Below are 24,380 nucleotides of genomic sequence, written 5' to 3' on the forward strand. Positions count from 1 at the left end.
CTTTTTAATTGCTAGTCTAAGAGCTATTTATTACGATAAACTGGAATTTAGGACTTTCTTTGAATAGCAAAAATAATATCAATCGTTGGCTGATTTCCAGTGCTTTTTTCTGTGTGATATTCATATTCCATATTCAAAGCTTCATAAGAATTTTTAGGTAGCCATTTTGTGTAAAAATATCGTTTTGCTTCTCCAATGGAAGCACCCCACAAAAAGCCCAGTTTAGGCTTTACTGTAATTTTAGCATACTCACTGGCAGGGAGTATAAAGGTTTCCAAGCCGTCTTTATCAAAAGTACTGCCTATAAACATTTCAAAATTGTTACTTTGTTCATCGTAGTTTCTGGATAGAACAAAATAGGGAAGTACCTCTCCCTCTGGTACTGAAACCGCCATATGGTATTTTTGGGAAAGAGATTTTATGTCTTTAGAAATTGTTTTATCGTTTGATTTCTGCCATAGTCCGTATATCGTCTGTTGCTCTATATATTCCACGTTTACTTCTAAACTTGCCATTTTTGAACTCCTTTCAAATTCAAATTTATCCATCTATAAAATATCTATTTTCTATTGTGTATCTTCTTTCTATAACTTATAAATAATACTATGCACCCAATTATAATTAATATATCTTCACAAAAATAACCGGGAAATGCAATATTAAAGCTAGTAATCTCCCACCCTATACCAGATGAATATTTTTTTATATAAGAAATCCCCTGAAGTACTGTAGTAATAATCACTGTTGAAAAACTAATTATATATACATGATTTTTTCTAAACTCCTCTAAATACATTGTTCCTAGCACAAATATTATTAATACAATATTTACCCAATCGCTTGCATTATTATTTAATAATAATCCACTTAAAACGAGAACATACCCTATTATTTTATTAGTTCCCATCATTACATCCCCTTTTAAATATTACAATTTTCTAACTATTATATCAGTTTATTGCATATATTTCTATCTTAAGAAGGAGGATTAATTTTTCATCTTATATTAATTTACATTTGATAAGTTAATATAAAAATAAGATCAGGAATTTCCACCTGATCCTATCTAAAACTATTCTTTGTTATTACTTATAGTTTATTTATAAGCTCATCACCAATAATTTTAAATCCATTTTTAGTATAATAATGAAGAAGTCTTTCTTTGTGATTAATATCTTTTGTATCTTCAATACTTAAGCTCCCGGTTATAGTTTTGATTCCATTGTATGTAGCATTTTCAATTAATGCTTGCATAGCAATAGTTCCATATCCATTATTTATATTATTTGAATAAATATCTATTATATAAATACTATTTGTTTTAAAATTCCATTTACAAAGAATTTTACAATAAAAATTATTACAATAAGGAAAAGAATTTGCAGTTACTACAATATCAGATTTATTTTCTTTAAATATTACTATGTCATTATCTATTATTTTCAAAACTTGATTATCACGATTACCAATATTATTAATACATTCAAGTATTTTTGTTTGCTGTGTATTTTGTAATTTTAAACTCTTATATTTATCAACCATATCTGAATATCTCTTGAAGTATTCATCATGTTCTTTGAAAAATACTGGGTCAATTATTTTAATTATTTTTTCTTTAAAAGACATTTTATTTCTCCCGATAATTAAAGTTGATTTGTAACCTATACCTATTTAAACTATCCTTTAAATATTGTTAAATTTTATTTGACTATATTTATACTAAATAGTATAATCATTTCATGAAATACATAAACTTAAAGAACAAGGTGCATGAAATAATTGGATTACATCCTTTTTAGGAAGTATGAAAGTTATGGAATGCACCTTCTTTAATTATTATATTTTAAGTAATCATATAGTGCTGTTAATTTTTTAAACGCTGATACCCTAGTTCTTTCAAAATAAGTACCATTTTTATAATGACTTCTTAAATAATCTCCTAACTCATCAGCATTTATATAGCACGCATAATACTTAATATTTGCAAATTGCTTTGGCAAATGATTTGGATATGCATTTACTATATTTTGAATAAAATCATCTTTAATTTGAGTATCAACATACTTTTTCTCTGTGCTATTAGGTTTTATATCAGCACATGACTTAATTACTAGGTAATTTCCTGGTATATCATCTATACTCATGTTTAATGATTTTATATATTTATAAACTGGTAAATATGTTGAACCACTTATGCTCCTTATATTTTTAAATGTATTTGTTATTAACTTCTGATTCATAAGAAAAGGTTTATTATTAAATAATACATCCTCAAGAATATCCATAATATCAAAAGAATCAAATCCTATTTGAGAAATAGTATCTATACTTCCAACATAAATAGCTGCCTTACCATCATCTATATCTGGACTATTAATACTGCCAAAAATTATATTATTAGTTGCGGTGGTAGAGTATACATATCTAGTAACCATATCCTGCATCTTTCTCATAAGCTTTACAGGCATAGAACTAACTATTGTCCCTAGCTCTTTATAAAATATAGAATAATCATTTAGCACTAACTCTGTCATTAGGATTTTATTTGTTCCATAGTTAAATTCTCTAGTTCTTAGTTCTTCATTTGTTCCAAAAGCTGGGGTAATAAATATAAAATTATCTTTTGCTTTTTGTAATGCATCTGGAGACAGACATTCTGAAATGGCACTAAAAAGTTCTTGTATATTAGGATCTCCCATCCCATATCCAATAAAAATAACAGGATGTTCTACAAATATAGTTAATAATTTAGATGATAAATATTTTAACTTATCATCAAAATACTGATAGTCATTACTAGTAAATACAATTGAATTAGGATCACTAACGCATCCATGTATTTTATATATTTCAAAAATACTATTAACATTAGATAATAGTATTTTTTCTTGTCCAATCATGACCTCAAAATCCTTAAACAAATTTTCAAGGCATGTATCATAATTAGTTGTTATTATGCCTGCAATTTTATTTTGATACTGAACTAATGTATCTAGTTCGGCATATTCTGGTTTTGTTACATCTATGTATATCTGTAAAGTACATTTTGTTACATAAAATTTGAATGGATCATATTTATTTTGTATAATATCCTTGCTCTCTTCTTTCGTGAATACTCTGCTTTCAAAAGCCTCATCTGTGTAATATAAAGTGTTAAACCGATATTGTAATTCTGATGCTAGTTGTGGGAATACATAGTATTTTTTTTGCTCATCTGTTTTATTTATTAAAGTTGAATTTAATTCATACTCTATACGTTGTAGTGCTTTATCAAATTTAAATCTATCCTCTCCGTATATCACGCACCATATCTGATATAAGAGATCTCCCCATGAAAATGCATTTGCATATCTCATAGATAACCCTGTACCTACGAACAAATATGGTAATTGATTAAATGATGTTACAATCTCTTTTATCTTTTCTTGTATACTTAATAACACAGTTATCCCCCCCTATTGCATCTTATAAAATATTACAATTTTTTAAATTATATCATATATCTTTTTATTTTTCTTTTCTTTTTGTAACTTATTTTAAATATATCATTAAACAAATCCACAATTTCTTGCTTATACTTCTAAAACAAATCTACGTTTTTTGAGCATAAAAAAAGAAGCTAGAGCCTAAGCCCTAGCCGGTACCACTAACCCTTTCCTTTTAGTTGCATTATCGTATGTTACTTCTGCCCCTAGCATATTAGCCAGCTGGCGCATTGGTATATAAGTAACCCCATCTTTTGTAATGCTATCCACCTCTATTTCTTTACCGTTCACATTAAGCTTTTCTTTAATTAGCATTTCATCACCTTCTTCTATTTTATTTTTTACATCTACCAAAAAGGCTCTCCACGCTTGCTCATTAACTACATAGTAGTGAGGACAATCCTTTTTAGTTATATCGTAATGTCTCTCTACATCTACTAGAGGACTTAATTTATATCTAGTGCATAATTCTGCCACTAACTCAACAAGGCTCTTATACGTCAATTCTGAGAACTTACCACCCCAATCGGGATGACACGTTTCTATTCCTATTGCCATATTATTATGGCTATTGCCATGGTATGCTAGTTCATCTTCCGGAATACACAGGACAACCTCCCCTTGTAGACCTACAATGTAATGTGAGCTAGCATATATATAATTGCCATACGCATTCTTCTTCCCTTCTTTAAGCCCTTCAAAGTAGTTACGATTAGCAATAGCTGAGCTACCTGCATTCCCAACCCAATGTACTGTTATCTTTTTAATATGACCTATTTTAGATCCAGGCCTACTGTACTTATTAATGGTTAATAGTTTTTGTTGTATCTCCATCTTTATTACCTCCTTGTACGTTTAAATCTGCAGCACTATCTATCTTGTCCCTAGCTATGTTAAGGGCCTTAACAATAAACTTAGGCAAGTCTATACCTGCTAAAGCTAAATTCTCTAGGTTACTAATCAACTCCCTAACAAAAATCCATGCTAGCGTAAAGGCTGTAAATATAATCTTAGTAGCTACATTTATACCTAGGGTTTGTGCTATAACGGTTAACCCCGAGTCTAATATAAGGGTTAAAAAAATAAGCATACACATGCCTAGTTTTCGATATATACCTAGCATTACTTTCTTACTTTCTACCTTTTCTGTGTCGCTAGAGCCAGCTGCATAGATTCTAGTTACTAGATCACAGAACATAGCTACTAGCGTTAACACTAGAAGTGGAGTAAACACCCCAAAATAAGCGCTAACCCAAATATAAATAGCTGTCACAATACCTGTTAAAGTTGCTTTTATATCGTTCATATTCCCTCCTTAGGAAAAAGGCATAAAAAATACAGCCAATTAAGCTGCTTCTCTTATGTCTATCTATTAAATTATTTTGTGCTTTCTTCTAATACTTCCCAAACTACTTCTTGCAGGTTAAAAATCTTAGGAACCTGTTCTTTAGTATAAAAACTTGCCTGAACATTTCCTACCCATACTTTTACTAATCCTGAATCTCTTGTGAATTTCATCAGAATCACTCCTCACTAAATAATTTTTATCATACCTATGACATGAGTGTAGATACAATCATTGATAGCTCTGTTACCGCTTGCTTAAGTGCCTCATTATCCTCTTTAAGTAACTCAACTTCTGATTTAGGAACATCCTCGTAAACAACGATAATATTTCCCTCCGTATCTAGTGAATATTTTCCTATCTTTCCTTCTACCAGCTCTATTACTGGTGGATTATCTATAATACTATAGGTTATATTCTCTGTCTCATCTAGTTGTTGCTGAATTAAAATTGTGTTTTGTTCTACATCTTTACATATCAATAATCTTTCCATTATGAATAACTCCTTTCATATTTATAAAACTATACACTATATACAGTAATCAAAAGTAGCATTTCCGCTACCATTAGTGTTGGTTGCGTGAAGAGTAACCCCACTTGTTCCAAAGAATATAAAATAAACAGCAGTATTATCTCCGTCTGTTAATTGGGTATAGCTAGGAGAAGCTGTTGAAATGGTTCCTGAATATAGCAAACTAAGGCTACCACCACTTGGTTTCTTATATACTTGATAAGAAACAGCAACACCATAGAGACTATAGCAATAAACCTTGTAAGAAGACCTAACAATATAACAACTTCTAGTTGAAAAGTTATTACCAAATGTTAGGGTAAAACTTCCACAAGTTGCAGAAGTGGGTGAAGAAATGAGACCATTTGATATATAATAAGCCATATCATCAAATGGGGTTTGGTTGCTCAACGATGTTCCTAATTTGCCGTTAATGGCGTTGGCAACACTTGTTTTTCCATTAACGACAGTAGATTTTAAACCATCAAGTTCTGCACTTAAATCTCTTCCTTTGACGAGATTAGCATTTTCAACCTTGACACTAATACTACCATCTCCGCAAATGAATTTGAAGTAATTATCATTGTCTACGTTATACTGTAGTTTTGCTATCCATTGTCCACTTCCATGTGATATACCAGATGTACTCAATGTCTGTAACTCCCACGCATGTGAACCATCCACTGTATCAGCATTACCACCATTAGCTGGTAACGATGTAGGAAAATCTGTTATTTGTGATTTGGTATGAGTATGTGTGCTAGGTGGAAATGCAGAAGGTTTATTTAATAAGTCATTATAGCTTCCACTTGTAGCAACAGCATGTAAACCACTAATCATACTAACTGGATGTGTAGCTGGATGTGTATAGTTATTCGCTCCTGTGGCAACACCGTTTAATTTGACCTTATCCTCCTTTGACATAAATCCATTTGTAGTGATTGTTGCTGGTGTTAATAACCCATCTAGTACGTCAGAATTATAATTCAAGTCTTCAATGTTTACTGTGTCTGTACCATCAGGTTTTTTTAGACCATGATTTGTAGTTGTCTTCATGTTTTATTTCCTCCTTTAAACTGTTTTTACTTGTTCCCAAGTTGATTTATTTAATGTGCTCCAATCTCTATCAATTAAAGTATTCCAATAATTATAGGTGTACTCAAAACTAAATGCTAAGTGTGCTGGCTTAATTTCATTTATGGTGTTGGTTAGATCAACCATATTAGCTGGAATACCTTTCACACCAATAAATTTTATAATAAAACTTGATTGTTCAGGTTGTTCTATCACTTCGACTTCACCACCTGAAAATGAACTTACAACGTTAATTATCAGTTGTTTTGTAGTTGTACCAGAACCTCTTATTTTAGCCTTAATACGCTCCCTTCTAAATTCATAACTCTTATTGACCTCTGTTTCTAAATCAAAAATCTTCTCCCACCTGCTGAGGCCCCATGTAGCCGTTTCAATAAACATTTGATTGATTATGTCCTTCTTACAATCAATTACGCTAGCAACTTCTTGTCCAAGTATACTTTGTATAAGCTTCATTTCTTCAACTGTATGCCAATACTCGGGAAGGTATTTCATTAGGTCAACGCAAAATTTTTCATCTTCTGTATTACTATTTTCATCTGCATAAAAATGCCCTCCATAGAGTGCCTTACCATACCCCATAACGTCATACCCCCTTCAAGTCATTCCATGTAACACCAGTACTCGTTAAAAAATCACTTGCATGTTTACCATCCACTGTATCGGCATTCCCTCCATTTGCTGGTAACGATGTAGGGAAATCTGTTATTTGTGATTTGGTATGAGTATGTGTGCTAGGTGGAAATGCAGAAGGCTTTCCAGTAATACCAGTCCACGCTACACTTTCAGCTTTATCTACTACACCATTGCCAGTAGTGTCATATACTGACTTCAACATATCACCATAACCCGCAGTACCTAATTCATCTTTAGTTACATATTCGCTATGTTGATGTGCTGAACTTGCTTTTCCATTCCATGTGGCTTTTTCAGTATCAGTAACGTGACGTGTTACTGAGTCGTTAGGATGAATGTAATTATTTGCATTTTCAGCCACACCTTCAAGTTTGTTTTTCTCAGCTGTGGTGTAATCATTTGCGGAAAGTCCCTTTCCATCTACCTTGTCAACCTTATTACTGACTGTATTCCATAATGTTCTTTCTGCAGCTGTGATATGTTTAACAGCATCAGAAATATGTGTGAAGGCATTATTCCAGTTGCTAATTAAAGTGCTTGTTATTGCATCAATCAGTGATTTATTACCATGAGTATGTTTCTTATTGTTAACATCATCAAGGATTGTTTTATCTTCTTTAGACAATAACCCATCAATAGAAGTTGTAGCCTTTGGAATTGCATTAGCACTAATAACTATCCATTCCGTACCACTAAACCTATATGTATAATCGGTATCTTTTACGTTTACAGTCCAACCGTCAACTGGTGAAGGATAAGTTGTTGCTATGTCCTCAAATGTTGCCACCGACTCTTTCCAGTCGATTTTAGTTTCCAAACTAGACAACTTGTTATCAACTTCAGCTTTTGTGTATTTATCACTCCAAGAGTTTCTTTCAGCTGATGTTATATGCTTGACCATATCAGAAATGTGATTATCAAATTCAACCTTTGGGGCTTGTTTGATATTATCTAGATTTTCAAGTCCAACTTGACTTTTTGTGACGTTATGAGGATTAGAATAGTTTTCTTTATGAAGTATAAATTCTGCTTTTGAAGCTTGTTGTATATTATCAACTCTTTCAAGTTGTAATTGCTGTTTAGTCACACCATGAGGATTTAACTTATTATTTTTATGCTCATTTAACACTTCATTAGTCAGTTCTAAATCTACCCGGTTAACCTTATCATTCCATGCTAGACGTTCGGCTTGCATAATGTGTATTTTTGAGTTGGAAGCGTGATTATTTAAATTAGATGTTGTTTCTTCAAGTCCAACATCCAACTTGTCAACAGCCCATTGGAGATTGTTTATATCTTCTGCTTCTACTGTATCTCCTAAAGTCTCGTATGAAATGTAGACCTTTTCTCCTGGAGAAAATACTTTAATATACATTTTCCATGTTTCGTCTTTGAGTTCTATCGTATAATTTAACACTTTATCTCCCTGCTTATTAGGTTGTGTATAAATTTCTATAGTTTGCTTCAAAACGTTGTCATGGTTTAAAAATCCTTCCCACTTTCCTTCTGTCAAAAAAAGCACCTCATCTGTAACAGTATAAGGTGCTTGTCGTTTATTTAATTTATTAATAAAGCCATATAAATCTTTTAAATAACCCACTTACTACACCTCCACTATTAATGATCCTAAGACAGGTACCTCTTCTTCTGCTAATCTAACGTTAGATGTTGTATTGTTAACTTTCAAGTCACTATAATCAATAACCCCATCTGTCTCTAATAGAAGACTTCCTATAATAGCATAAGAGATAATCACTTTTTTTAGTGCCACCTCTCTAAAGTATTCTTCTAACTTTAACTTAAATTTTTGTTTTACATCCTCTAAAAATGCATCTTTTCCTATTTCTATAGACACTTCTATTGTAATAGTTTTAGGAGTTGGTGCTGCGACAGTTACAGTAGCTCCAATAGGACGTACCTCTTCTATGTATGCTTTAACACTATTTAAGATAGGCACATCTGCAGGTTCTTTATCAGCATTAACGACTATAACTTTAACAGTTCCTGCCCCATTCCATAAAGGAAATATTTTTGCATCACCCACTCCCTCTACTTCTAAAGCCCACTGCTTATATTGATGAATATTTCCTGATGTAGCTGGCATTTGAAGTTTGTTAAGAATTCTAAATCGTAGAGAGTCATCTGTTTCATCATTCAATCCTGGAATTAGAACTTCTTCTAATTCGGCATTTGCTAATCCTTCTATATAGTCAACTGGTACCAATTTACCGAAGGAAGTATTACCTATAGTTCCTGTCATTTCACACTTTACTTGAAATACTCCTTCTCCTATCTTTTCTATTACCGAATAGGATAAAGTATTAATGGTGTACCTACTTCCAATAGGCACATTAAAAGGATTGTTAGTGGCATTTTTAAAACTAGCCTTTCGTATGGAATAAGTAGCCATCTGCCTATCTACTCCAAACTGGCTGCCTAGTCTGTCCAAATATCCTTCTTCAGACGTATCTACAAATGCTAGATCAAGATATCCTTCTAGCTCTATATAGGCTTGTACAAGTTCAGCTGCTGCAGGAGCCAGAGCATCATATATAACGCTACCCTCCCGCTTATCAAGCGTATCAGGTACCCTATCCAGCATTCTTTGTAATAGTACATTAAAAGTAATTACTTCACTCATCCAATTCTCACCACCTTATCTATCTCAATTTCACCCTCTGTAGTGATAACCTTAAATTTAGCAATTACATCTCCTTTGCTATAGCTAAATTCAAAACTATTCACGCTTTCTATTCTGTCATCTTGTAACAATGCCTCAGTTATACGTCTCTTAATTTCTGGATAGCAATATGCAATAGGTTTACCAAAGAGGTCAGCTAACTCAATGCCATAATTCCAACTATAGATAAGATATTGGTACCTCTCTGTATTAATAATGTGATATATAGCCTGCTTAATAGCATCTATACCATCTACATAGTTTCCCATCTTATCCTTATCTATCTTTACCTCATAAGTCAAAGAAGGTTGTTCAGCTATTTCAATATCTGCTAATAAATCATCATTGACTGTAGGAATCATTAACCCCACTCTCCTTCAACCTGTATCTCACCTATTCGGTCAAGTACTATATACTTTTGTCCACCCTGTATTTTCAGAAGCAATACCTCTTCACTTTCTTTCAAACCATAGTGCACTAGCATTTTCTTTTTGCCACTGTTTTTATGCACATGTGTATTGCTAGATGTACTACCCTCAGGACAACTATGGGAATGTGATTCGCTCGAAGTACTATAACTCAGGCTAACATCTACATAATGATTCTTTACTTGATTGGTTAGTATAAGAAAGTCCTCATCTAAAGTTAACCTCTGTTCTACAGTAATAACTAAAGGCTCAGCACTCTCTACCAATCCTACAACTAAGCTTGTTGGGTTAGAGGCTTGTACTGCTTCAACTGCTGCCTTTTTAATAACTTCTACTAGATTAGACACTAAATTGCACCCCCTTATGTGTTCCACCACTTAGATACAAATCCATAGAATGGTGTCCGTTAGAGAAAGTATGTTTCACTTTCTCTACAAGCATATAATTAAATACATTTATATCTCCTAAATTTAACTTAACAATTACCATGGATCCTCCTCTTACTCTAATATCACCAAAGGCATTCTTAACTGTTAAATTTCTTGTTTTAGTGTTATAGAGTTCCAGTAAGGCATCAGCTTTACTTTGTCCATTTGTATTTGAGTCCACCGTATCCGTATATTGAAGCACCCCCCATTGCTTGATATGTTCTATATCTTTAGAAGTATAGACCTTTCCACCTTCTTCATTAATTAGCTTAATCTTATTGTATGTATTAGCATCTATAGAAGTTTTATAGTCTAAGTCTTCCCCTGTTTCACTATCAATAATAAGATCAAGTTTCATGTTTTCTAGACTCTTAAGCGCTAGCTTACCAAAATCATCATATAAAACATACATCTGTTTCTTATTTCTAAGTGTTTCATCTAATGCATACTGCATGGCATCAAATAAAGTTGTGTTGTCTTCTATTCTTGAAGCTATAATATACTTTGTATCTTCTATATTTCCCCACTTTAATTTAAATACTTCACACAACATTTTTAATAATGCACCCGCTGTAAGATTCTTATATTTATATGTATCCTTATTCTTAAAATATCTTAATTGGTCATATGCCGTAACACTTATAATCTGCCCCTTATCTCTTCCTTTTGTAAAGATAAATCCAAAGAATACATTCGTGTCATTTACAATAAGTTTTACTGCATTTCCTTCTTGAATATTAAGGGTGGCATCTTTCATAACTTTGAATTTTAGTGTACCTGGTGAGCCTTTCCTCTCTGTTTCCAACGTGACGTCATCTTCTACGCAAGGTTCCTGCCAAAGTGAACCATTGATAATCTGCAAAGTGACCTTTTTTCTTACTGGTCCTATACTATTAACAATACTAGCCAAGCTTAATCACCTGCCCAACCTTAATCAGATTAGGATTAGAGATACTATTTAGTTTTGCAATCTTACTGTATTTGGATCCATCACCTAATTCAATTTGACATATAGACCATAGAGTTTCTCCATTTTTTACTATATGTGTTTTACTGATTACTTTATTTGAACCTCTGTTTTGCTCTACAGTGGCTACCTTAGTAGTTTTCGAATTTACAGTTGTAGTCGTTCTCATAGATACCACTTTAGTACAATAATCTTTGTACTGCTTAAGTTTTATAGAAACTCCTACATCTTGCCCATACTTATCTGCATCCTCTGTTATTGTATAATCTTCAAGTGTCACCTTAATATTGGTATCAAATAAATAATCTCCATTCGGAGCTGTTCTAGTAACAATGAATTGAAAAGGCTCTAAAGATGTTTTTAACCTTTCCAGTATGTTTAAGTAGTAATCTGCCTTGTGAAAACCATCTACGTAAGTTGCAAATGGATACTTCATATTAGGGAGTAGCACTTCAAAGCTAATATCTGTAAGTCCTGGGAGCTTTATTATGTTTATTTCACCTTCATTAATTAGTGTTGCAGTCCTATTATTACTGTTAATTTTCAACTGTAACTTAGAAGGTGCAATCGGTAATTGCATATCTCCTAAGTAAAAACTATATGGCATTATTCATGCACCCCCTCTGCTGCTATTTGCATTTGTTCTTCTACTTTTATAGCTAAATAGTCTGCTATACCGTCTAAATCTTGCATATTGTTAATGGTATTACTTACACCACCCATATCAACTTTAATTTCTGCTGTAGTAAATCTATTAATTGCTTCACGCTCTGCTATATCCCTAAGATACTTTAAATCTTCCTCGGACGTGTCTAAGCTATCTGACATTTTACCAGTATCTCCTGCTATATTATCTATGTTCTGCCCCATTGATGAGTAGTCAGGCATATTGTTATTTAGGTCATTCATATTAGGCATTTTAAATACAGAACCCAATTTATCATCAACAAATTCACCTGTTTGGTACCCGGCATTCCAATATTCTTTATAGTCCAAACCTTCAAGTTTAAAATCCTCTTGTTTAACTTTCTGCAATACTTCAACTCTACTATCTCCTACAATATCATCAACTGCAGTTGAAATTTTCTGTCTAAAACCAGCTATAGCACCACTCATATCTGTACCTAATATCGTATCTATCATGCCTGCTGCACTTTCCACAATACCACATATAAAATCAAAGACTCCTGCAAACAGGTCAATTATTGCAGCTGCTGGATTATTGAAGATTGTTGCAAAGAAATTAGCAAAAGTAGCAATCAAATTATATAGTTCAATACCTATTCCAATAATAAAATTAACTACACCAAGTAGAATATTTACAATAGCTGCAGAAGCAACTCCAAATGCACCAATAATGATACCCGTAGCACTTATAGAAGTCCCTGCCATGCTGTTAATTGCCCCTACTACTGCATAGATGCAAACAATAACTAGAATAATAGCAGCTATAATCCATGTAATAGGACATGCCAGTAATGCGGCATTAAACCCTACTTGTGCACCGGTAGCTGTTGTAGTAGCTGCTGCCTGTGCTAGTGTGGCTCCTTCTGCTAATGCGGCTTTAGCTGCATGATATGCCTCTAATCCTGCTGTTATTGATTTCTGGGTATTATATATAGCAAGTACACTGTTATAAACTACAAAGGCCCCTACAATACCCCATATAATCGGTTCTATAGTCGACCAATTATCTGAAAAGAAAGTAGATACACCCATCACCATTTCCAATACTACTCCAAGTACTATTGCCAGAGTTCCAATAGCACTAGAAATTCCATTTACCATATTCCTGCCTGTGTTAGAATTCAAAAAACCATTTACTTTCTGCATTAACCCTGAAAACTGCTGTACTGCCGTATTCTTTATACTTGTCCATACATCACTAAATGTCATTGGTAAAGTTGCAAACTTGCCTTCTATGTCATCAGCTGTAGAAAATACTGCCGCTTTAATAATATCTGCACTAATGGCACCATCACTAGCTAGTTCCTTCAACTCTCCCCGCGAGACTCCACAATAATCCGCTATAGCATTAGCGAGCATTGGAGCATTCTCAATAATTGAACGATACTCATCACCTTGCAATCTTCCTGATGCCATAGCTTGAGTTAATTGATACATCGCATTAGTTGATTCTTGCGTACTAGCACCGGATATTTTAAATGACTTATTCATAAGCTCTGTAAATGCTACTAGCTCATTATTACTTTTAAATGCATCACCTGCTAATAGCCCTAACTTAGCAACTGTATTCACCATGGCATTATATTCACCTCGACTTCGCTGTGCTGCTTGATAAATTTTATCTTGAAGCTCCGCCTGTGTCTGTAAGCCATCATTAATTAAATCTAGTCTCGCACCATTACTTATATAGGTATCTGTGGCTTGCATACCTGCTCCTAATGATCTAATTCCTACATAAGCACCAACCATTGACTTAATCTTTCCTGTCATGCTATCAATAGCACTTCCGCCACCACGAACCGTATTATTAAATTGTTGTTGCTGGCCACTAGCCTCTCGTATTCCTTGCTCTATTTCATTAATGCCCACCTCAACACTAGCTAGTGATTGTCTAGCAGCCTGTATACTGGCTGTATCTACTGCATTATGGGAAGCTCTTTGAAGTGCTTCAAAACTACTAAGAGTCATATTAAGTGCATTACTCATATTTCTAATTACAGGTGTAAATCTGTCTTGCAACTGAATTGCTGTTCTAATCGTAGCCATGTAACACCTCACTTCCTTCTGCCTTTAGATTTAAGTTTTCTTTCTTCATTTTTTTCATTTTCTTGTTTAATTCTAATTGCAGCTATAACAAACGCCTTATCCTTCTCACTTAAAGCTAAGAACTCACTAGGAATCATTTTAAGCTTGTGGAGGCAATAGTAAGCATAATTAGCTTCACTATCACCTCCTTCAATTAGTTTTTTGCTTCTTCAACCATATCTTCCATAGTTTCATCAAATCCGTTTACTTCTTGAATCTTCTTTAATAGGTCCTGATACTCTCCTGGCTTAAGCATAGTTTTTAGAAGCTTATCAGCACCCATAACACCATAACTATTCTGAAGCTCTACGTCATTAAGATTAGGATAAGTAATACATCTAACTGCTAACTTACCTAAATAACTTTCAAAGTCTGTTTCTGGCATATAAGCATTCTTTTTACCTGGAATAGGTACTTTTCTAGTACAACTCTTCCTAATAGCCTCATCTTCATCAGATGTAACACATCCTATTTGCCATTCAACAGGATTACCTTTCTCATCCTTAAATCGTTTAGAGGCAACATATTTTACTACCTTATTCTTTTCTACATTCTCTGCAAAGAATACACTTAATCCACTCATTTTTAATTCTCCCTTCTAAAATAATAAGGTACTCATATAGAGCACCTTATTGCATACCTGCTAAAATATTAAATTTCTCTGGCATTTCAAAACCCTCAAAGGTGAAGTCAATATCTTCATCTAAGTACTCTGCATCCGCGTCAAACTTAGTAAGAATACCACCATCCAAGTTACAATCTTTAAGGATAATAGTTTGTCTACCTACACTAGAAGTAGGATCTTCATTAGTTACCTGAATATCAAAGTAAACATCTTCTCCAGTATCTTTAAAACGAACTAATAGCTCTCTAAAAATAGAGGTATTGTAATGGAATGTAGCTGAACCAGAACCCTTCCATCCAGTCGCCTTATTACCTTTTCCTGTCTTGCCAAGAATAGGAACCTCTGTTTTATTCTTTTCAAACTTAGCTTCAAGATTAATAGCCTGCATGAAATTGTAGCGATTACCTTCTATAGTTACGAAACATTCAGCAAGAGAAGCTGATACCGTGTCTTTTGCATGCATTTGCTGAGCAAAGAATTGCAAATCTAATTTCATCTGTTATTCCTCCCTTCTAAGATACAACTACTGTCATATAAAGCTTAGCCATAGCACATACTGGCGTTACTGGATTAGTTACCACCACCGAGTCTTTGCTATTGCCTTTTTCTACAATGATTTCATCACTCTTAACATTTTCTAAAGCTTGAATACGTTCAAGCTCTTTATTGTAGCTTACTAAGTCATTCCAAAAAGCAATGCGACCTGCAGCATTATTTTGAACCTTCCCGATATACTGCTTATTGAACAACACTGCTATATCATTAGCAATTTGATCTAGAACACGGACTACTTGATTCATACTGAAATCCTCATTCTTATCCTTTGTAAAGCTTGTAAATGAATTGATATCATTTAAAACATGTACCTCATCACCTACTTTATGGAATACAAACTCACCATCTTCAATTGCTTTTTCAAGTTGGCTCTGCTTGTAATCTACATTAATAGTAAAGTCACCATCATATTTCTTATTGGTATTTGACTTATTTACTGCGCATCCAGCACTTGCACCAGTTACCCAGTAAACTGCGCTTGATTCAATTTCTCCTGCATCAGTTACAGCATTTTTGACATTAATAACACCTTCATAATCAGCTTCTTGATTATATAGCACTGTTTGGAACTTAATACCCATGTCATCACGTAATCTCTTTGTGAACTGAGCAAATAAATCCTTAATTGAACTTTCTGTAGATAAACAACCTAGTGTATTGAAGCTATAACTTTCAATCTTATCTAAGAAAGTTTGATAATCAGTTCCTGTTACCTCTCCATTTGTACCACCTGTCATTGGTATGCCTGCGGATGCTTCTAAAGTAGCTGATGTTTTCCATTCACCTACGTAGTCATTTGCTACTAAACCAGTTATAGCACTAACAACTTGTACATCAACCTCAATGTTATCAAATAGTGTTGTGACGTTAAATTTAGATTCATCATCCACATTTGCTTCAACTTTGACTGTAATAGAATTACCTCTAATACCACTATACTTAGCTGTAGCAAGTGTATTTGATGCCTTAGTACCTTTATTGAGCTTGTAAGCATAAAGTGTTTTGATATTCCTGAATAAATCTCTAAGGCCTTTCAGCTTATCAGAAGTGTAGTCATATCCAAAAATCTTTAATGACTCTTTCTGGAAGTCTGCAACTTCTACAGTAAAGACCTCGCCATCTGGCCCCCAATCAAGGATTAATGGCATAGCTGCATAACCACGATCACTTATGTTAGTACTTGCTCTAGCAGCACTAATAAAATTGATATATGTACCAGGTATCTTTTTATTTTGTGTTAAAAACACACCCCCACCTAAAGCCATACTATTTCACCTCTTTCTTCATAAAACTATCAATAAGTTTTTCAACTTCTTTGATAGTGTAGTTTTTACCATCTTCTAAAATTACACTAAGCACATCTGTTTGATGAACATATTTCTTTGATTTTAAAAGCTGGGCCTTTGTAAATGCTACTTCATTAGTTGATTCTTTGGGTTTAGTCAACTTAGTTTCACTCACTATTTCTCACCTTTCCTTTCACCTTTAGCTGTTCCATATAAGGATTAGTAATTGTATCTTTAATTGTGTGGAAGTTATAATCCACAAAGAAATGTAAAACACCTGCCACTGTTTCACTATGCATCTTAGTTCCTCTAAGCAATCCACCATCAAATTTAATGTACTCTAAAGTATTCATTAGCTTGTCAGCTACATCATTAATTTCGGATGTGTTATCTGTCTTAGGAAAATAATGAATATCAAAAGTGTTCTCTCTATAAAACCTAGGCCCAAGCACTTGCTCTTGGCTAGGAATTAACAACATAATAAAAAAGCAAGGTTCAACAAGTCCTTGCTTAATCTGGTCTGTATGTATTTCAACATCACTAAATGTAGCATCTAGCGCTTGCGAAATACCTATCATTAGTTCATTAATCATTGAATATCTCTCCTAAATACTGCATTAATTTTCTTTCAAGAATTTTAGGAGCTTGTGACTCTAATTCCTTCTCTGATATTGTAAGCATAAATCTTCCTGGTACCCATCCCTTATGATTTCTAGTCCTATGCCCAAACTCAATATATGGAGCATATTCAACTGGGTTTGTAATTTCAATCTGATAAGTATCACCTGATTGGGTAATTACCAGAGAGTTAACATATGCTTTAGCATTTTTACTACCACCAGACTGAGCTTCATGATGACTCTTAGCTGTCCATCCCCTTCTAAGTGTTCCGCCTGTTTTACCATTTCCAGCTTCATATTGGCCTACAGGTGTTCGTCTAATTACTTTAGCAAGCAACCTAGCAGATAATTCTTTAGCACAAGCTTCACAAAAAGCTATTGTCTCAGCACCTTGTAATCTATCAAGCTTCTCTTGTAACCTTTGTAGCTGCCTAAAATCACAATTTCCCCAACTAGCCATTAAGACCACCCCTTAAATAGTTCTAAAACTATTTCTTGATGTGTAGGGAATATTGAAGGAACACCACTATTTTTATACTCACTTACTTTACCATTATGAGTGATAACAAGCTTAGAGCCTTCCTTAATCTCAACTTCAGGTGCTATAAACAGCTTAATCACCTGATTCACTTGATTAGCAGACTCAGTTTGTTCAGAAGATTTAATTGTAGAAAATGATAATTTGCATGGTTGATTTTCTAATACTGCTATTTCCTTCATTTCTGTTATCTTAGTTACAGGATTTTTTACTTTTCTATATTCAATAACCGTACAAGTATGTTCATATAGTAGCTCCATGGCTCTCCTAGCCTGTAACCTGGCTTGATTAATTGCATCAATCATTTTTTCAGCCTCCTATACATATTGAGTAGAGCTATATAATTCTTAAGTAAGCTATCTTTAAAATCGCTATAGTTTGTTTTAAAGCTTACTGAAGAATCACCTTCTGAGATATTAGAAACATACTTGCTACCTTCTACACTTCCTAAGTTTTCGTTTCTATACAATTCTAGTGCCATCTTAAGCCACGTAGTTTTCAGACCATAAGGAACAGTTGATAGATTACAGTAATTCAAAATAAGACTTTCTGCATCATCAATTGCAAATTGTATAAGTATATCTTTAGCAGTATCCTTAGTACTAATTCCTAATAATTGCTTTAATGTTTCTTTCAACACTTATCACCCTTTCATATAAAAAAGAGGGCTCTAAGTCCCTCTAACCTACTGTAATTACACCTACTTGGTCAGCATATGGGAATGATGGCATAGCAGTTGCTACAGCTTTTATCCATTTTGCTACTGGATCATTAGTTGCATATTGTTGTACTAAGATGTTACCAATCATTTCAATATCAACATCACCTTTTGTAGCAAGCTCGATTTCTTCTGCAGTAGGACCATAGAATGTATCACCCATCTTGCCATCTGGCATTAGTACTAAGGCATTTTCTGCTAGATAACGTTTAGTTGTATATGTACCAGCTTTTGCCTGTACACGATACATAGCATCATATACTGCAATCTGTGGAAGTGATTGAGCTGCTAGGAACTGATTAAGTTGTGCTACTGTAAGTAACATTGATGAGTTAACACCAAATACAGCTGAACGAATAGATGCATCCTTAAGTAAGATGTTAAGATTCTTCGTACTTGTTAAGATACGAGAAGGTTTAAATCCTGTATTGGTATTAATAGTAGAGCATAAATCAAAAATATCTTGAAGGATATCTGGTGTACCAGTGGTCCAAGTCTTTCCAACCTTATGTGATGCATTCATACCATAATCAATTGTAGCCTTTACACCATTCTCATTGATTTGGAGCTTACCCGTTGAAAGTGCCTCCAGTCGCATAGCTTCTACACGAACAAGTACTGAATTAACTAAGCGGTCAACTGAGTTAAATAATTCGTTAATAATACGTTTTTCTTCTGCAGGAGTTCTTGGATTATTAAGTGCAATGAGTGTTTTTTCATCCACACGTTCTTTACGCTTAATAAGTGCAAGGTCTTGGAAACTCTTGCTAGCACCTTCTCTACTTCCGATTTCTGCTTCCGTATCAAATGCATGAATACTTGCTGAAACAGGTAAGTTACTAGCACCTTTGATCATTTCAATTTCTAATGAATCCGTTTTTTGACTTGGGAAAAGTGTTTCACCTACCATTGCAGGTAAGGTTCTACTTTTAGTGTAGTCAACTAATTCTTTTGTGGTTAAGATTTCTTCAATTCTTGGCATTGTATAGCCCTCCTTATCTTAGTTTAATTTCTGGTAAAGCTGTTTTAAATGCTGCTGATGCTACATATCCTGCTACATTTGCACCTTGTAAACGTTCTGCAATCACATAACCTTCTACCATTAAGGAAATAGGTTGTGGTCCTTCAGTAACGTCTACTGTATGGAATGCAATTCCTACTGGTGTTGCTGAAGGTGTATAGTTTCCAGATGACTCTGTTACTGTAACAACCTTTCCATTTGCATCAATTAAACTTCCGGCAATAACCCATTTCTTACCGTTACTATCTGCTGTAACACCTGTGTTTACTGCGGTAGCTGAAAAGCACACATGATGCTCTGCTGCTAAAAATTCTGGCGTATTATCATAATTCACTGTTTTTGCGTACATCTTCTATTCCTCCTTTATTTAGTTGCCCATGGATCAAATGCTGGTGCCTGTGTAGTGTTTCTTTGAGCTGCCATACTAGCTCCTAAACCTTCTTTTCCAGGATCACCACCACCACCTGGATTGTATGTTTGCTTGGTTTGGGATTCACCAAACATAAACTTGGTATCATCTGCTTCAGATAATGTCTTTAATTTTGAATCAAGCAAAGTTTTATAATCAGCATCATCCTTAGCTTCAAACTCATCAATAAGCGCCATTACTGCCTTAGCATTCTTAGCTTTGTATTTACCAATGAGTTCTGTGTTAATAGCTTCTCGTGCTAACTTGGTTACCTCTGCCTTATACTCTTTCTCTTTTTGTGCAATTGTAGCCTCGTGCTCTTTAATTTTAGTCTGTAATGCTTCTACATCAGGATTAGCCTTTTTTAAATCCTCAATTGTACCATTAGCTGTTTCTAATTGTCCTTCAAGGTTCTTTTTCTCACCCTTAAGTGTTTTAACCTCATCCTCTAACTTCTTTGTATCTCCTTTAGCCTTATTAATATCACTGCCATTCTCAGCCATGATTGTATCAATTTCAGCATCAGTTAGATTAGGGCATTTTTCTTTTAACCATTCTCTTTTCATTTTGTTTCCTCCTACGCTTTTATACGAGTGTGCTTCTCTTGGATTTTGTTAGACTAGATTATTCTTTTACGCCTACAATCTATTAAAAGGCATAAAAAAACAGCCTTAGGTCGTACTAAAGCCGATTCCAATTCTAAAACTTGTTAGATTGGCACATAAAAAGCACTCCAAAAGAGTGCTAACTAGACTAAATTTTATACTATAATATATTTATCAGCTTGGCAGAGCTGAAATATATATGAAAGGTGGTGTTTACATGTCGGAACTTGCTGAACAAATTTATGAGGCTCTAAAAATTAGAGATCAATATAATTATTCAACTGATCCTATTATCAAAGACTTAGAAGCAAAAGCTTTAAAAGAATTAGAAAACGCAAATTATATTACCATCAAAGCTAGAACTATCGGTTATGTAATAGCTGACGTTTTATAATCTCCTCTAATTCAATACGTGCTATAAGTGCCATATCCAGAATTCTTTTACCTAAATGTGGATAGGCACTTATAATTCTTGCATTTGTTTTTCCTTTTTCACCCCATACACTTATATCATGAGTCCCTTTAATAAAGGTATCCCTAAAATGTATGTCATATTCTTTTCCATCCAATTCAAATCTAATGTACTTTGCTGAATAATCCGTACCCAAAAACTTCATACTTTCACCTCGATTTCGTGCATAAAAATAGCACCTACTCATTAATCTAAGTAAGTGCCGTTTATTCAACTGCTTTCCCATTCTTATAAATTTCTTTTGCCTCATTTAAACTCTTTTTATTGGCTCCACCTTTATAATCTGGATTATCATTTTGTAATCCATCATCCTGCCAACCACAAGCCTCACAAATATCAAACTTATCAACTTCTTCCCCACAACATGCGCATTTAGTTTTTAGGCTCATATTTTACACGCTCTCCTTTCCAATATTCATTTCCATCTTCTGGCTTAAATAGAGTGGATATTTTCCCATCTGGCCTGCCTATAGCAAAATCATTATTTATTTTATCATATTTAAATAAAAATCCATCTTTATCTATGAATCCCTCAATATTATCAGATAGCTCTGCTGACAATAGTTCTTGTGCTCGTTGTAAATACTGTTCCGGTGTAAGTCCTGGATAATTATCAAGATGCTTTTCAAGATGCTTTTCAAACTTTTTAGTTGTAGGAAATTCTGATCTCAACCAATTTATATTATTCATTATACCACTATTTCGAGAATTTAAAACATTGTTTTTTACATATTCTTTCTTCCAGTCACTATAGGTCATATCATCAGAAACATAGTATTGTCTTCCTGACTCGTCTCTAGCAATACGTTCTCCAAAGTTATCATCAAAGTGTGGAATGGTAGTTGTTCTACACCAACAATGAAACGGTGGTGCTGTTAATCCTGGCTCATACTCACTCATCTTAAATACTTTACCATCTAACTCTTGGCATATTTCAGATGTCTTATTATCTAATGTTGCTAGTATTTCATATTTTTCTACATCAAGATCATTAAAGCAGTCTCGCTGACTAGCTGATGCAAAAAAAGCTGATTCAGTCATTACTAACCGGCCAGCTCTTGTTCTGCTTGTATTAAACTTCTCTGCTATTCGCTTTATAGCTTTATCAGGTGCTCTACCCATGATAATACTTTGAGTAAGCTCCGTATGAAGTGTATTAACTAAATCTCCTTTAGCTTTCCAAATTCTATCACTAAAGTTTGAACCATCAGCTGTCCAAGGTTTAGAAAGTATTTGAGTGACTCTAGCTGAGTCTAGAGCAGGTATAGTCCAACCCACATTTAAACCTCGTTGAATTTCAAAAGCCGAATGATAATACCCATCTTCATATATGCGCCTTAATGCATCACTTAATCCTATGTTTTGACTTTGGTACAACGACTCTACTGTCTGTTGTAACTGAATCTTTAATGCTTCTAATCTAGATATGTGAGCTCTAGCAGAAGCATTCTCTAACTCTTTAAGCCAAACTCCATTGATAGCATTCTGTTTGCCGTGTTGTATGTATTCTTCAACTGTCCACTTAAACTCTTCAAGTTCTTTACCCTCTAACCACTTTCTAGCTTGTGACATATTAATTTCATTATTTTCAGCTATCCTACCATACCATCTGGCCATTTGTGATTCTATTTCATTCATAGCTTTTCGATATTGCTTATCTAGCTCTCTGTAATACTCCTCACCCTGAGTCATTTGTGATTCTTGAAGGATTTCAAAGCGTTCTTTCCAATACTGATTATTCTTCATTTACATCAACACCTTTAGTAGTATTAAATGTACTTTTGTAGTCATTAGACTTTTCAGCCAGTTCCTGCTCTTCTAATTTTATTTGCTTAAGTTCCTCTTCTACATCTTCTACCCAAGGATGATTTTTTAAGATGGTCTTATTTGAGATTATCCCTAAACTGGCTTGTGCAATCTCAGCTGTTTCCTTATCATTTTTAATAGCATTACGTGTCCATGTCTGAATGATTGGAAAGTATTCATTATACCCCATACTCTTAGCCATTAAGCGAATAAGTTTATTGAAGCCTGGTCTAAATTCAACTTCCATAAGTCCAGCCTTAAGTTCCAATGGTGCATACATGAATTTAAGTGCTTCCCCTGAGCTATTACCAAAACCGCCTTCTGGATGAGGATCTAATCCCTGCCCTTGCTCATAGATTTGTTTTCTACAAATTTCTAAGAGTTTGTTTCTGGCTTCTACTGGAATATCAATAGCTATGGTTTGAAGACCACTTTTATCATCAGCTCCTATAGACTGCATTTTTACAGCCTTATATTTCTTAAGGTCATTTCTAAACTCATCTAGGTCTTCCCCACCAAAATTGGTAAGTACCCATATAATTTGCTGAATATCATCAACATCATTTACATATCCACTTAAAATATTATCCATTACATCAATAAATGGCTTGATCTTGGTTAAGTCACTATCTTTGATATTGTTGTTAGGAAACTCAATAAATGGTACCTCCCCAAAATCATGCTGATAGTAATTGCTCTCTGTTCTCTCACCAGTATCAATGTTAGTTGAAACAAATCTGTTTATAGTCTCGATATCATTCAAGCTAATAGAACTCTGTTTCTTACGAAATGTAGTACATCCCTCTTTATCCCAATACTCATATACTGTGTAATAGTTCTTTACAGAATAAGTGGTACCATCATCAAAGTACTCTGAGTAAACACGAATAACTGCAACTAAGCCTTTAATCAATCCACTTGAGTAAATTGGAATGATTTGAATAGGTTTAATAGGTGCATACTTGAATTTATTACTGTCGCTATCCTTCCACACATGAAGCCAGGCATTACGATAATTAGAAGCATCCACACAAAGGGTATTACAATACTTCTCATAGCTATCTCCTAAGAGCTCCTTGATCTGCTTGTTTAAGCTTTTATTTCCTGTATCAAATGTTGGGGGAAATGAGAACAAGTAAGACACCTTTTGGTTAACTAACTGAGCATGGTAATCATGAGGAATTCGGTTATCAGCTGCTCTTAAAGGATTATCTTCTTTGTGTTTGTTACGGTTAGCTGGAGCTGAGTCTTTTAGAATATCATTTTCATGAGCATAATACCTTCTGGCAATCTCACATTGCTTAATATATTCATCATGTCCCGATTTATATCGTTCTAAAATCTTCTTAAACTGTTCTAACTCTATAGCTGGCATTGT

At 34.0% G+C, this 24,380-nt stretch carries 33 protein-coding genes; 1 reads left to right on the top strand and 32 read right to left on the bottom strand.

Annotation, left to right across the window (positions count from 1 at the left end; genetic code table 11):
• Positions 1 to 47: 47 nt before the first annotated feature.
• The 28 genes from EKH84_RS16465 to EKH84_RS16595 form a co-directional block, all read right to left on the bottom strand.
• Positions 48 to 515: a GyrI-like domain-containing protein gene (locus EKH84_RS16465; protein WP_127067144.1), complete on the bottom strand. Its 468-nt coding sequence runs from the start codon at positions 513 to 515 to the stop codon at positions 48 to 50.
• A gap of 44 nt (positions 516 to 559) precedes the next feature.
• Positions 560 to 907: a hypothetical protein gene (locus EKH84_RS16470; protein ID WP_127067145.1), complete on the bottom strand. Its 348-nt coding sequence runs from the start codon at positions 905 to 907 to the stop codon at positions 560 to 562.
• 182 nt (positions 908 to 1,089) lie between these two features.
• A complete protein-coding gene (locus EKH84_RS16475; protein WP_127067146.1) occupies positions 1,090 to 1,626 on the bottom strand; it encodes a hypothetical protein in 537 nt (178 codons plus the stop codon).
• Positions 1,627 to 1,829: 203 nt separating this feature from the next.
• Entirely contained in the window at positions 1,830 to 3,443 is a 1,614-nt protein-coding gene (locus tag EKH84_RS16480; protein WP_127067147.1) for an SIR2 family protein, read from the bottom strand.
• A gap of 183 nt (positions 3,444 to 3,626) precedes the next feature.
• A complete protein-coding gene (locus EKH84_RS16485; RefSeq protein ID WP_127064914.1) occupies positions 3,627 to 4,319 on the bottom strand; it encodes an N-acetylmuramoyl-L-alanine amidase in 693 nt (230 codons plus the stop codon).
• Entirely contained in the window at positions 4,288 to 4,791 is a 504-nt protein-coding gene (locus EKH84_RS16490; protein ID WP_127067148.1) for a phage holin family protein, read from the bottom strand. The genes EKH84_RS16485 and EKH84_RS16490 overlap by 32 nt, the downstream gene beginning before the upstream one ends.
• 71 nt (positions 4,792 to 4,862) lie before the next feature.
• The gene (locus tag EKH84_RS22175) at positions 4,863 to 5,003 is read right to left on the bottom strand and encodes a hypothetical protein (RefSeq protein WP_190283366.1); all 141 of its coding nucleotides are present in this window, start codon (positions 5,001 to 5,003) and stop codon (positions 4,863 to 4,865) included.
• A 35-nt stretch (positions 5,004 to 5,038) separates the two neighbouring features.
• The gene (locus EKH84_RS16495; protein WP_127064916.1) at positions 5,039 to 5,323 is read right to left on the bottom strand and encodes a hypothetical protein; all 285 of its coding nucleotides are present in this window, start codon (positions 5,321 to 5,323) and stop codon (positions 5,039 to 5,041) included.
• 36 nt (positions 5,324 to 5,359) lie between these two features.
• A complete protein-coding gene (locus tag EKH84_RS16500; protein WP_127067149.1) occupies positions 5,360 to 6,397 on the bottom strand; it encodes a hypothetical protein in 1,038 nt (345 codons plus the stop codon).
• Between the two features lie 15 nt (positions 6,398 to 6,412).
• A complete protein-coding gene (locus EKH84_RS16505; protein WP_127067150.1) occupies positions 6,413 to 7,018 on the bottom strand; it encodes a YmfQ family protein in 606 nt (201 codons plus the stop codon).
• 4 nt (positions 7,019 to 7,022) lie between these two features.
• On the bottom strand, positions 7,023 to 8,672 hold the full coding sequence (locus tag EKH84_RS16510; protein WP_127067151.1) for a hypothetical protein: 1,650 nt from the start codon (positions 8,670 to 8,672) through the stop codon (positions 7,023 to 7,025).
• 3 nt (positions 8,673 to 8,675) lie between these two features.
• Complete coding sequence (locus EKH84_RS16515) at positions 8,676 to 9,713, bottom strand: baseplate J/gp47 family protein (protein ID WP_127067152.1); 1,038 nt, start codon at positions 9,711 to 9,713, stop codon at positions 8,676 to 8,678.
• Positions 9,710 to 10,114 (bottom strand): DUF2634 domain-containing protein, encoded by a 405-nt coding sequence (locus EKH84_RS16520; RefSeq protein ID WP_127067153.1) that lies wholly within the window; start codon positions 10,112 to 10,114, stop codon positions 9,710 to 9,712. The genes EKH84_RS16515 and EKH84_RS16520 overlap by 4 nt, the downstream gene beginning before the upstream one ends.
• A complete protein-coding gene (locus tag EKH84_RS16525) occupies positions 10,114 to 10,527 on the bottom strand; it encodes a DUF2577 domain-containing protein (protein ID WP_127067154.1) in 414 nt (137 codons plus the stop codon). The genes EKH84_RS16520 and EKH84_RS16525 overlap by 1 nt, the downstream gene beginning before the upstream one ends.
• The gene (locus EKH84_RS16530; protein ID WP_330547555.1) at positions 10,520 to 11,518 is read right to left on the bottom strand and encodes an XkdQ/YqbQ family protein; all 999 of its coding nucleotides are present in this window, start codon (positions 11,516 to 11,518) and stop codon (positions 10,520 to 10,522) included. Before EKH84_RS16530 ends, EKH84_RS16525 begins: the two co-directional genes overlap by 8 nt.
• Positions 11,511 to 12,182 carry a LysM peptidoglycan-binding domain-containing protein gene (locus tag EKH84_RS16535; RefSeq protein ID WP_127067155.1) on the bottom strand — a complete coding sequence of 224 codons (672 nt, stop codon included), beginning with the start codon at positions 12,180 to 12,182 and terminating at the stop codon, positions 11,511 to 11,513. Before EKH84_RS16535 ends, EKH84_RS16530 begins: the two co-directional genes overlap by 8 nt.
• Positions 12,182 to 14,308 (bottom strand): tape measure protein, encoded by a 2,127-nt coding sequence (locus EKH84_RS16540; RefSeq protein ID WP_127067156.1) that lies wholly within the window; start codon positions 14,306 to 14,308, stop codon positions 12,182 to 12,184. Before EKH84_RS16540 ends, EKH84_RS16535 begins: the two co-directional genes overlap by 1 nt.
• Before the next feature lie 193 nt (positions 14,309 to 14,501).
• Positions 14,502 to 14,930 carry a phage tail assembly chaperone gene (locus tag EKH84_RS16545; RefSeq protein ID WP_127067157.1) on the bottom strand — a complete coding sequence of 143 codons (429 nt, stop codon included), beginning with the start codon at positions 14,928 to 14,930 and terminating at the stop codon, positions 14,502 to 14,504.
• 46 nt (positions 14,931 to 14,976) lie between these two features.
• Entirely contained in the window at positions 14,977 to 15,468 is a 492-nt protein-coding gene (locus EKH84_RS16550) for a phage tail tube protein (protein ID WP_127067158.1), read from the bottom strand.
• A gap of 16 nt (positions 15,469 to 15,484) precedes the next feature.
• The gene (locus EKH84_RS16555; protein WP_127067159.1) at positions 15,485 to 16,792 is read right to left on the bottom strand and encodes a phage tail sheath family protein; all 1,308 of its coding nucleotides are present in this window, start codon (positions 16,790 to 16,792) and stop codon (positions 15,485 to 15,487) included.
• Between the two features lies 1 nt (position 16,793).
• Positions 16,794 to 16,988, bottom strand: coding sequence for a hypothetical protein (locus tag EKH84_RS16560; RefSeq protein ID WP_127067160.1), 195 nt, complete (start codon positions 16,986 to 16,988; stop codon positions 16,794 to 16,796).
• Positions 16,981 to 17,406 carry a phage tail terminator family protein gene (locus EKH84_RS16565; protein WP_127067161.1) on the bottom strand — a complete coding sequence of 142 codons (426 nt, stop codon included), beginning with the start codon at positions 17,404 to 17,406 and terminating at the stop codon, positions 16,981 to 16,983. The genes EKH84_RS16560 and EKH84_RS16565 overlap by 8 nt, the downstream gene beginning before the upstream one ends.
• Complete coding sequence (locus EKH84_RS16570; protein ID WP_127067162.1) at positions 17,399 to 17,893, bottom strand: HK97 gp10 family phage protein; 495 nt, start codon at positions 17,891 to 17,893, stop codon at positions 17,399 to 17,401. The genes EKH84_RS16565 and EKH84_RS16570 overlap by 8 nt, the downstream gene beginning before the upstream one ends.
• Positions 17,893 to 18,276 (bottom strand): hypothetical protein, encoded by a 384-nt coding sequence (locus EKH84_RS16575; RefSeq protein WP_127067163.1) that lies wholly within the window; start codon positions 18,274 to 18,276, stop codon positions 17,893 to 17,895. Before EKH84_RS16575 ends, EKH84_RS16570 begins: the two co-directional genes overlap by 1 nt.
• A complete protein-coding gene (locus EKH84_RS16580) occupies positions 18,273 to 18,608 on the bottom strand; it encodes a phage head-tail connector protein (RefSeq protein WP_127067164.1) in 336 nt (111 codons plus the stop codon). Before EKH84_RS16580 ends, EKH84_RS16575 begins: the two co-directional genes overlap by 4 nt.
• A 43-nt stretch (positions 18,609 to 18,651) precedes the next feature.
• Positions 18,652 to 19,671 (bottom strand): major capsid protein, encoded by a 1,020-nt coding sequence (locus EKH84_RS16585; protein WP_127067165.1) that lies wholly within the window; start codon positions 19,669 to 19,671, stop codon positions 18,652 to 18,654.
• 13 nt (positions 19,672 to 19,684) lie between these two features.
• Positions 19,685 to 20,059, bottom strand: coding sequence for a hypothetical protein (locus tag EKH84_RS16590; protein ID WP_127067166.1), 375 nt, complete (start codon positions 20,057 to 20,059; stop codon positions 19,685 to 19,687).
• Positions 20,060 to 20,073: 14 nt separating this feature from the next.
• Positions 20,074 to 20,685, bottom strand: a complete 612-nt coding sequence (locus tag EKH84_RS16595; protein ID WP_127067167.1) for a phage scaffolding protein — start codon at positions 20,683 to 20,685, stop codon at positions 20,074 to 20,076.
• Positions 20,686 to 20,941: 256 nt separating this feature from the next.
• On the opposite strand from EKH84_RS16595, the gene EKH84_RS22180 reads away from it, so the two are divergent.
• A complete protein-coding gene (locus EKH84_RS22180; RefSeq protein WP_190283367.1) occupies positions 20,942 to 21,118 on the top strand; it encodes a hypothetical protein in 177 nt (58 codons plus the stop codon).
• Here EKH84_RS22180 and EKH84_RS16600 read toward each other — a convergent pair.
• From EKH84_RS16600 to EKH84_RS16615, 4 genes are all read right to left on the bottom strand, one after another.
• A complete protein-coding gene (locus EKH84_RS16600; RefSeq protein WP_013657752.1) occupies positions 21,087 to 21,341 on the bottom strand; it encodes a hypothetical protein in 255 nt (84 codons plus the stop codon). The genes EKH84_RS22180 and EKH84_RS16600 overlap by 32 nt on opposite strands.
• 61 nt (positions 21,342 to 21,402) lie before the next feature.
• Complete coding sequence (locus tag EKH84_RS16605) at positions 21,403 to 21,585, bottom strand: CPCC family cysteine-rich protein (RefSeq protein WP_013657753.1); 183 nt, start codon at positions 21,583 to 21,585, stop codon at positions 21,403 to 21,405.
• A complete protein-coding gene (locus EKH84_RS16610; protein ID WP_127067168.1) occupies positions 21,569 to 22,942 on the bottom strand; it encodes a minor capsid protein in 1,374 nt (457 codons plus the stop codon). The genes EKH84_RS16605 and EKH84_RS16610 overlap by 17 nt, the downstream gene beginning before the upstream one ends.
• Positions 22,932 to 24,377: a phage portal protein gene (locus tag EKH84_RS16615; protein WP_127067169.1), complete on the bottom strand. Its 1,446-nt coding sequence runs from the start codon at positions 24,375 to 24,377 to the stop codon at positions 22,932 to 22,934. Before EKH84_RS16615 ends, EKH84_RS16610 begins: the two co-directional genes overlap by 11 nt.
• Positions 24,378 to 24,380: the final 3 nt, after the last annotated feature.

Origin of the sequence: Cellulosilyticum sp. WCF-2, from assembly GCF_003990395.1 — a bacterium.
Taxonomy (GTDB): Bacteria; Bacillota; Clostridia; order Lachnospirales; family Cellulosilyticaceae; genus Cellulosilyticum; species Cellulosilyticum lentocellum.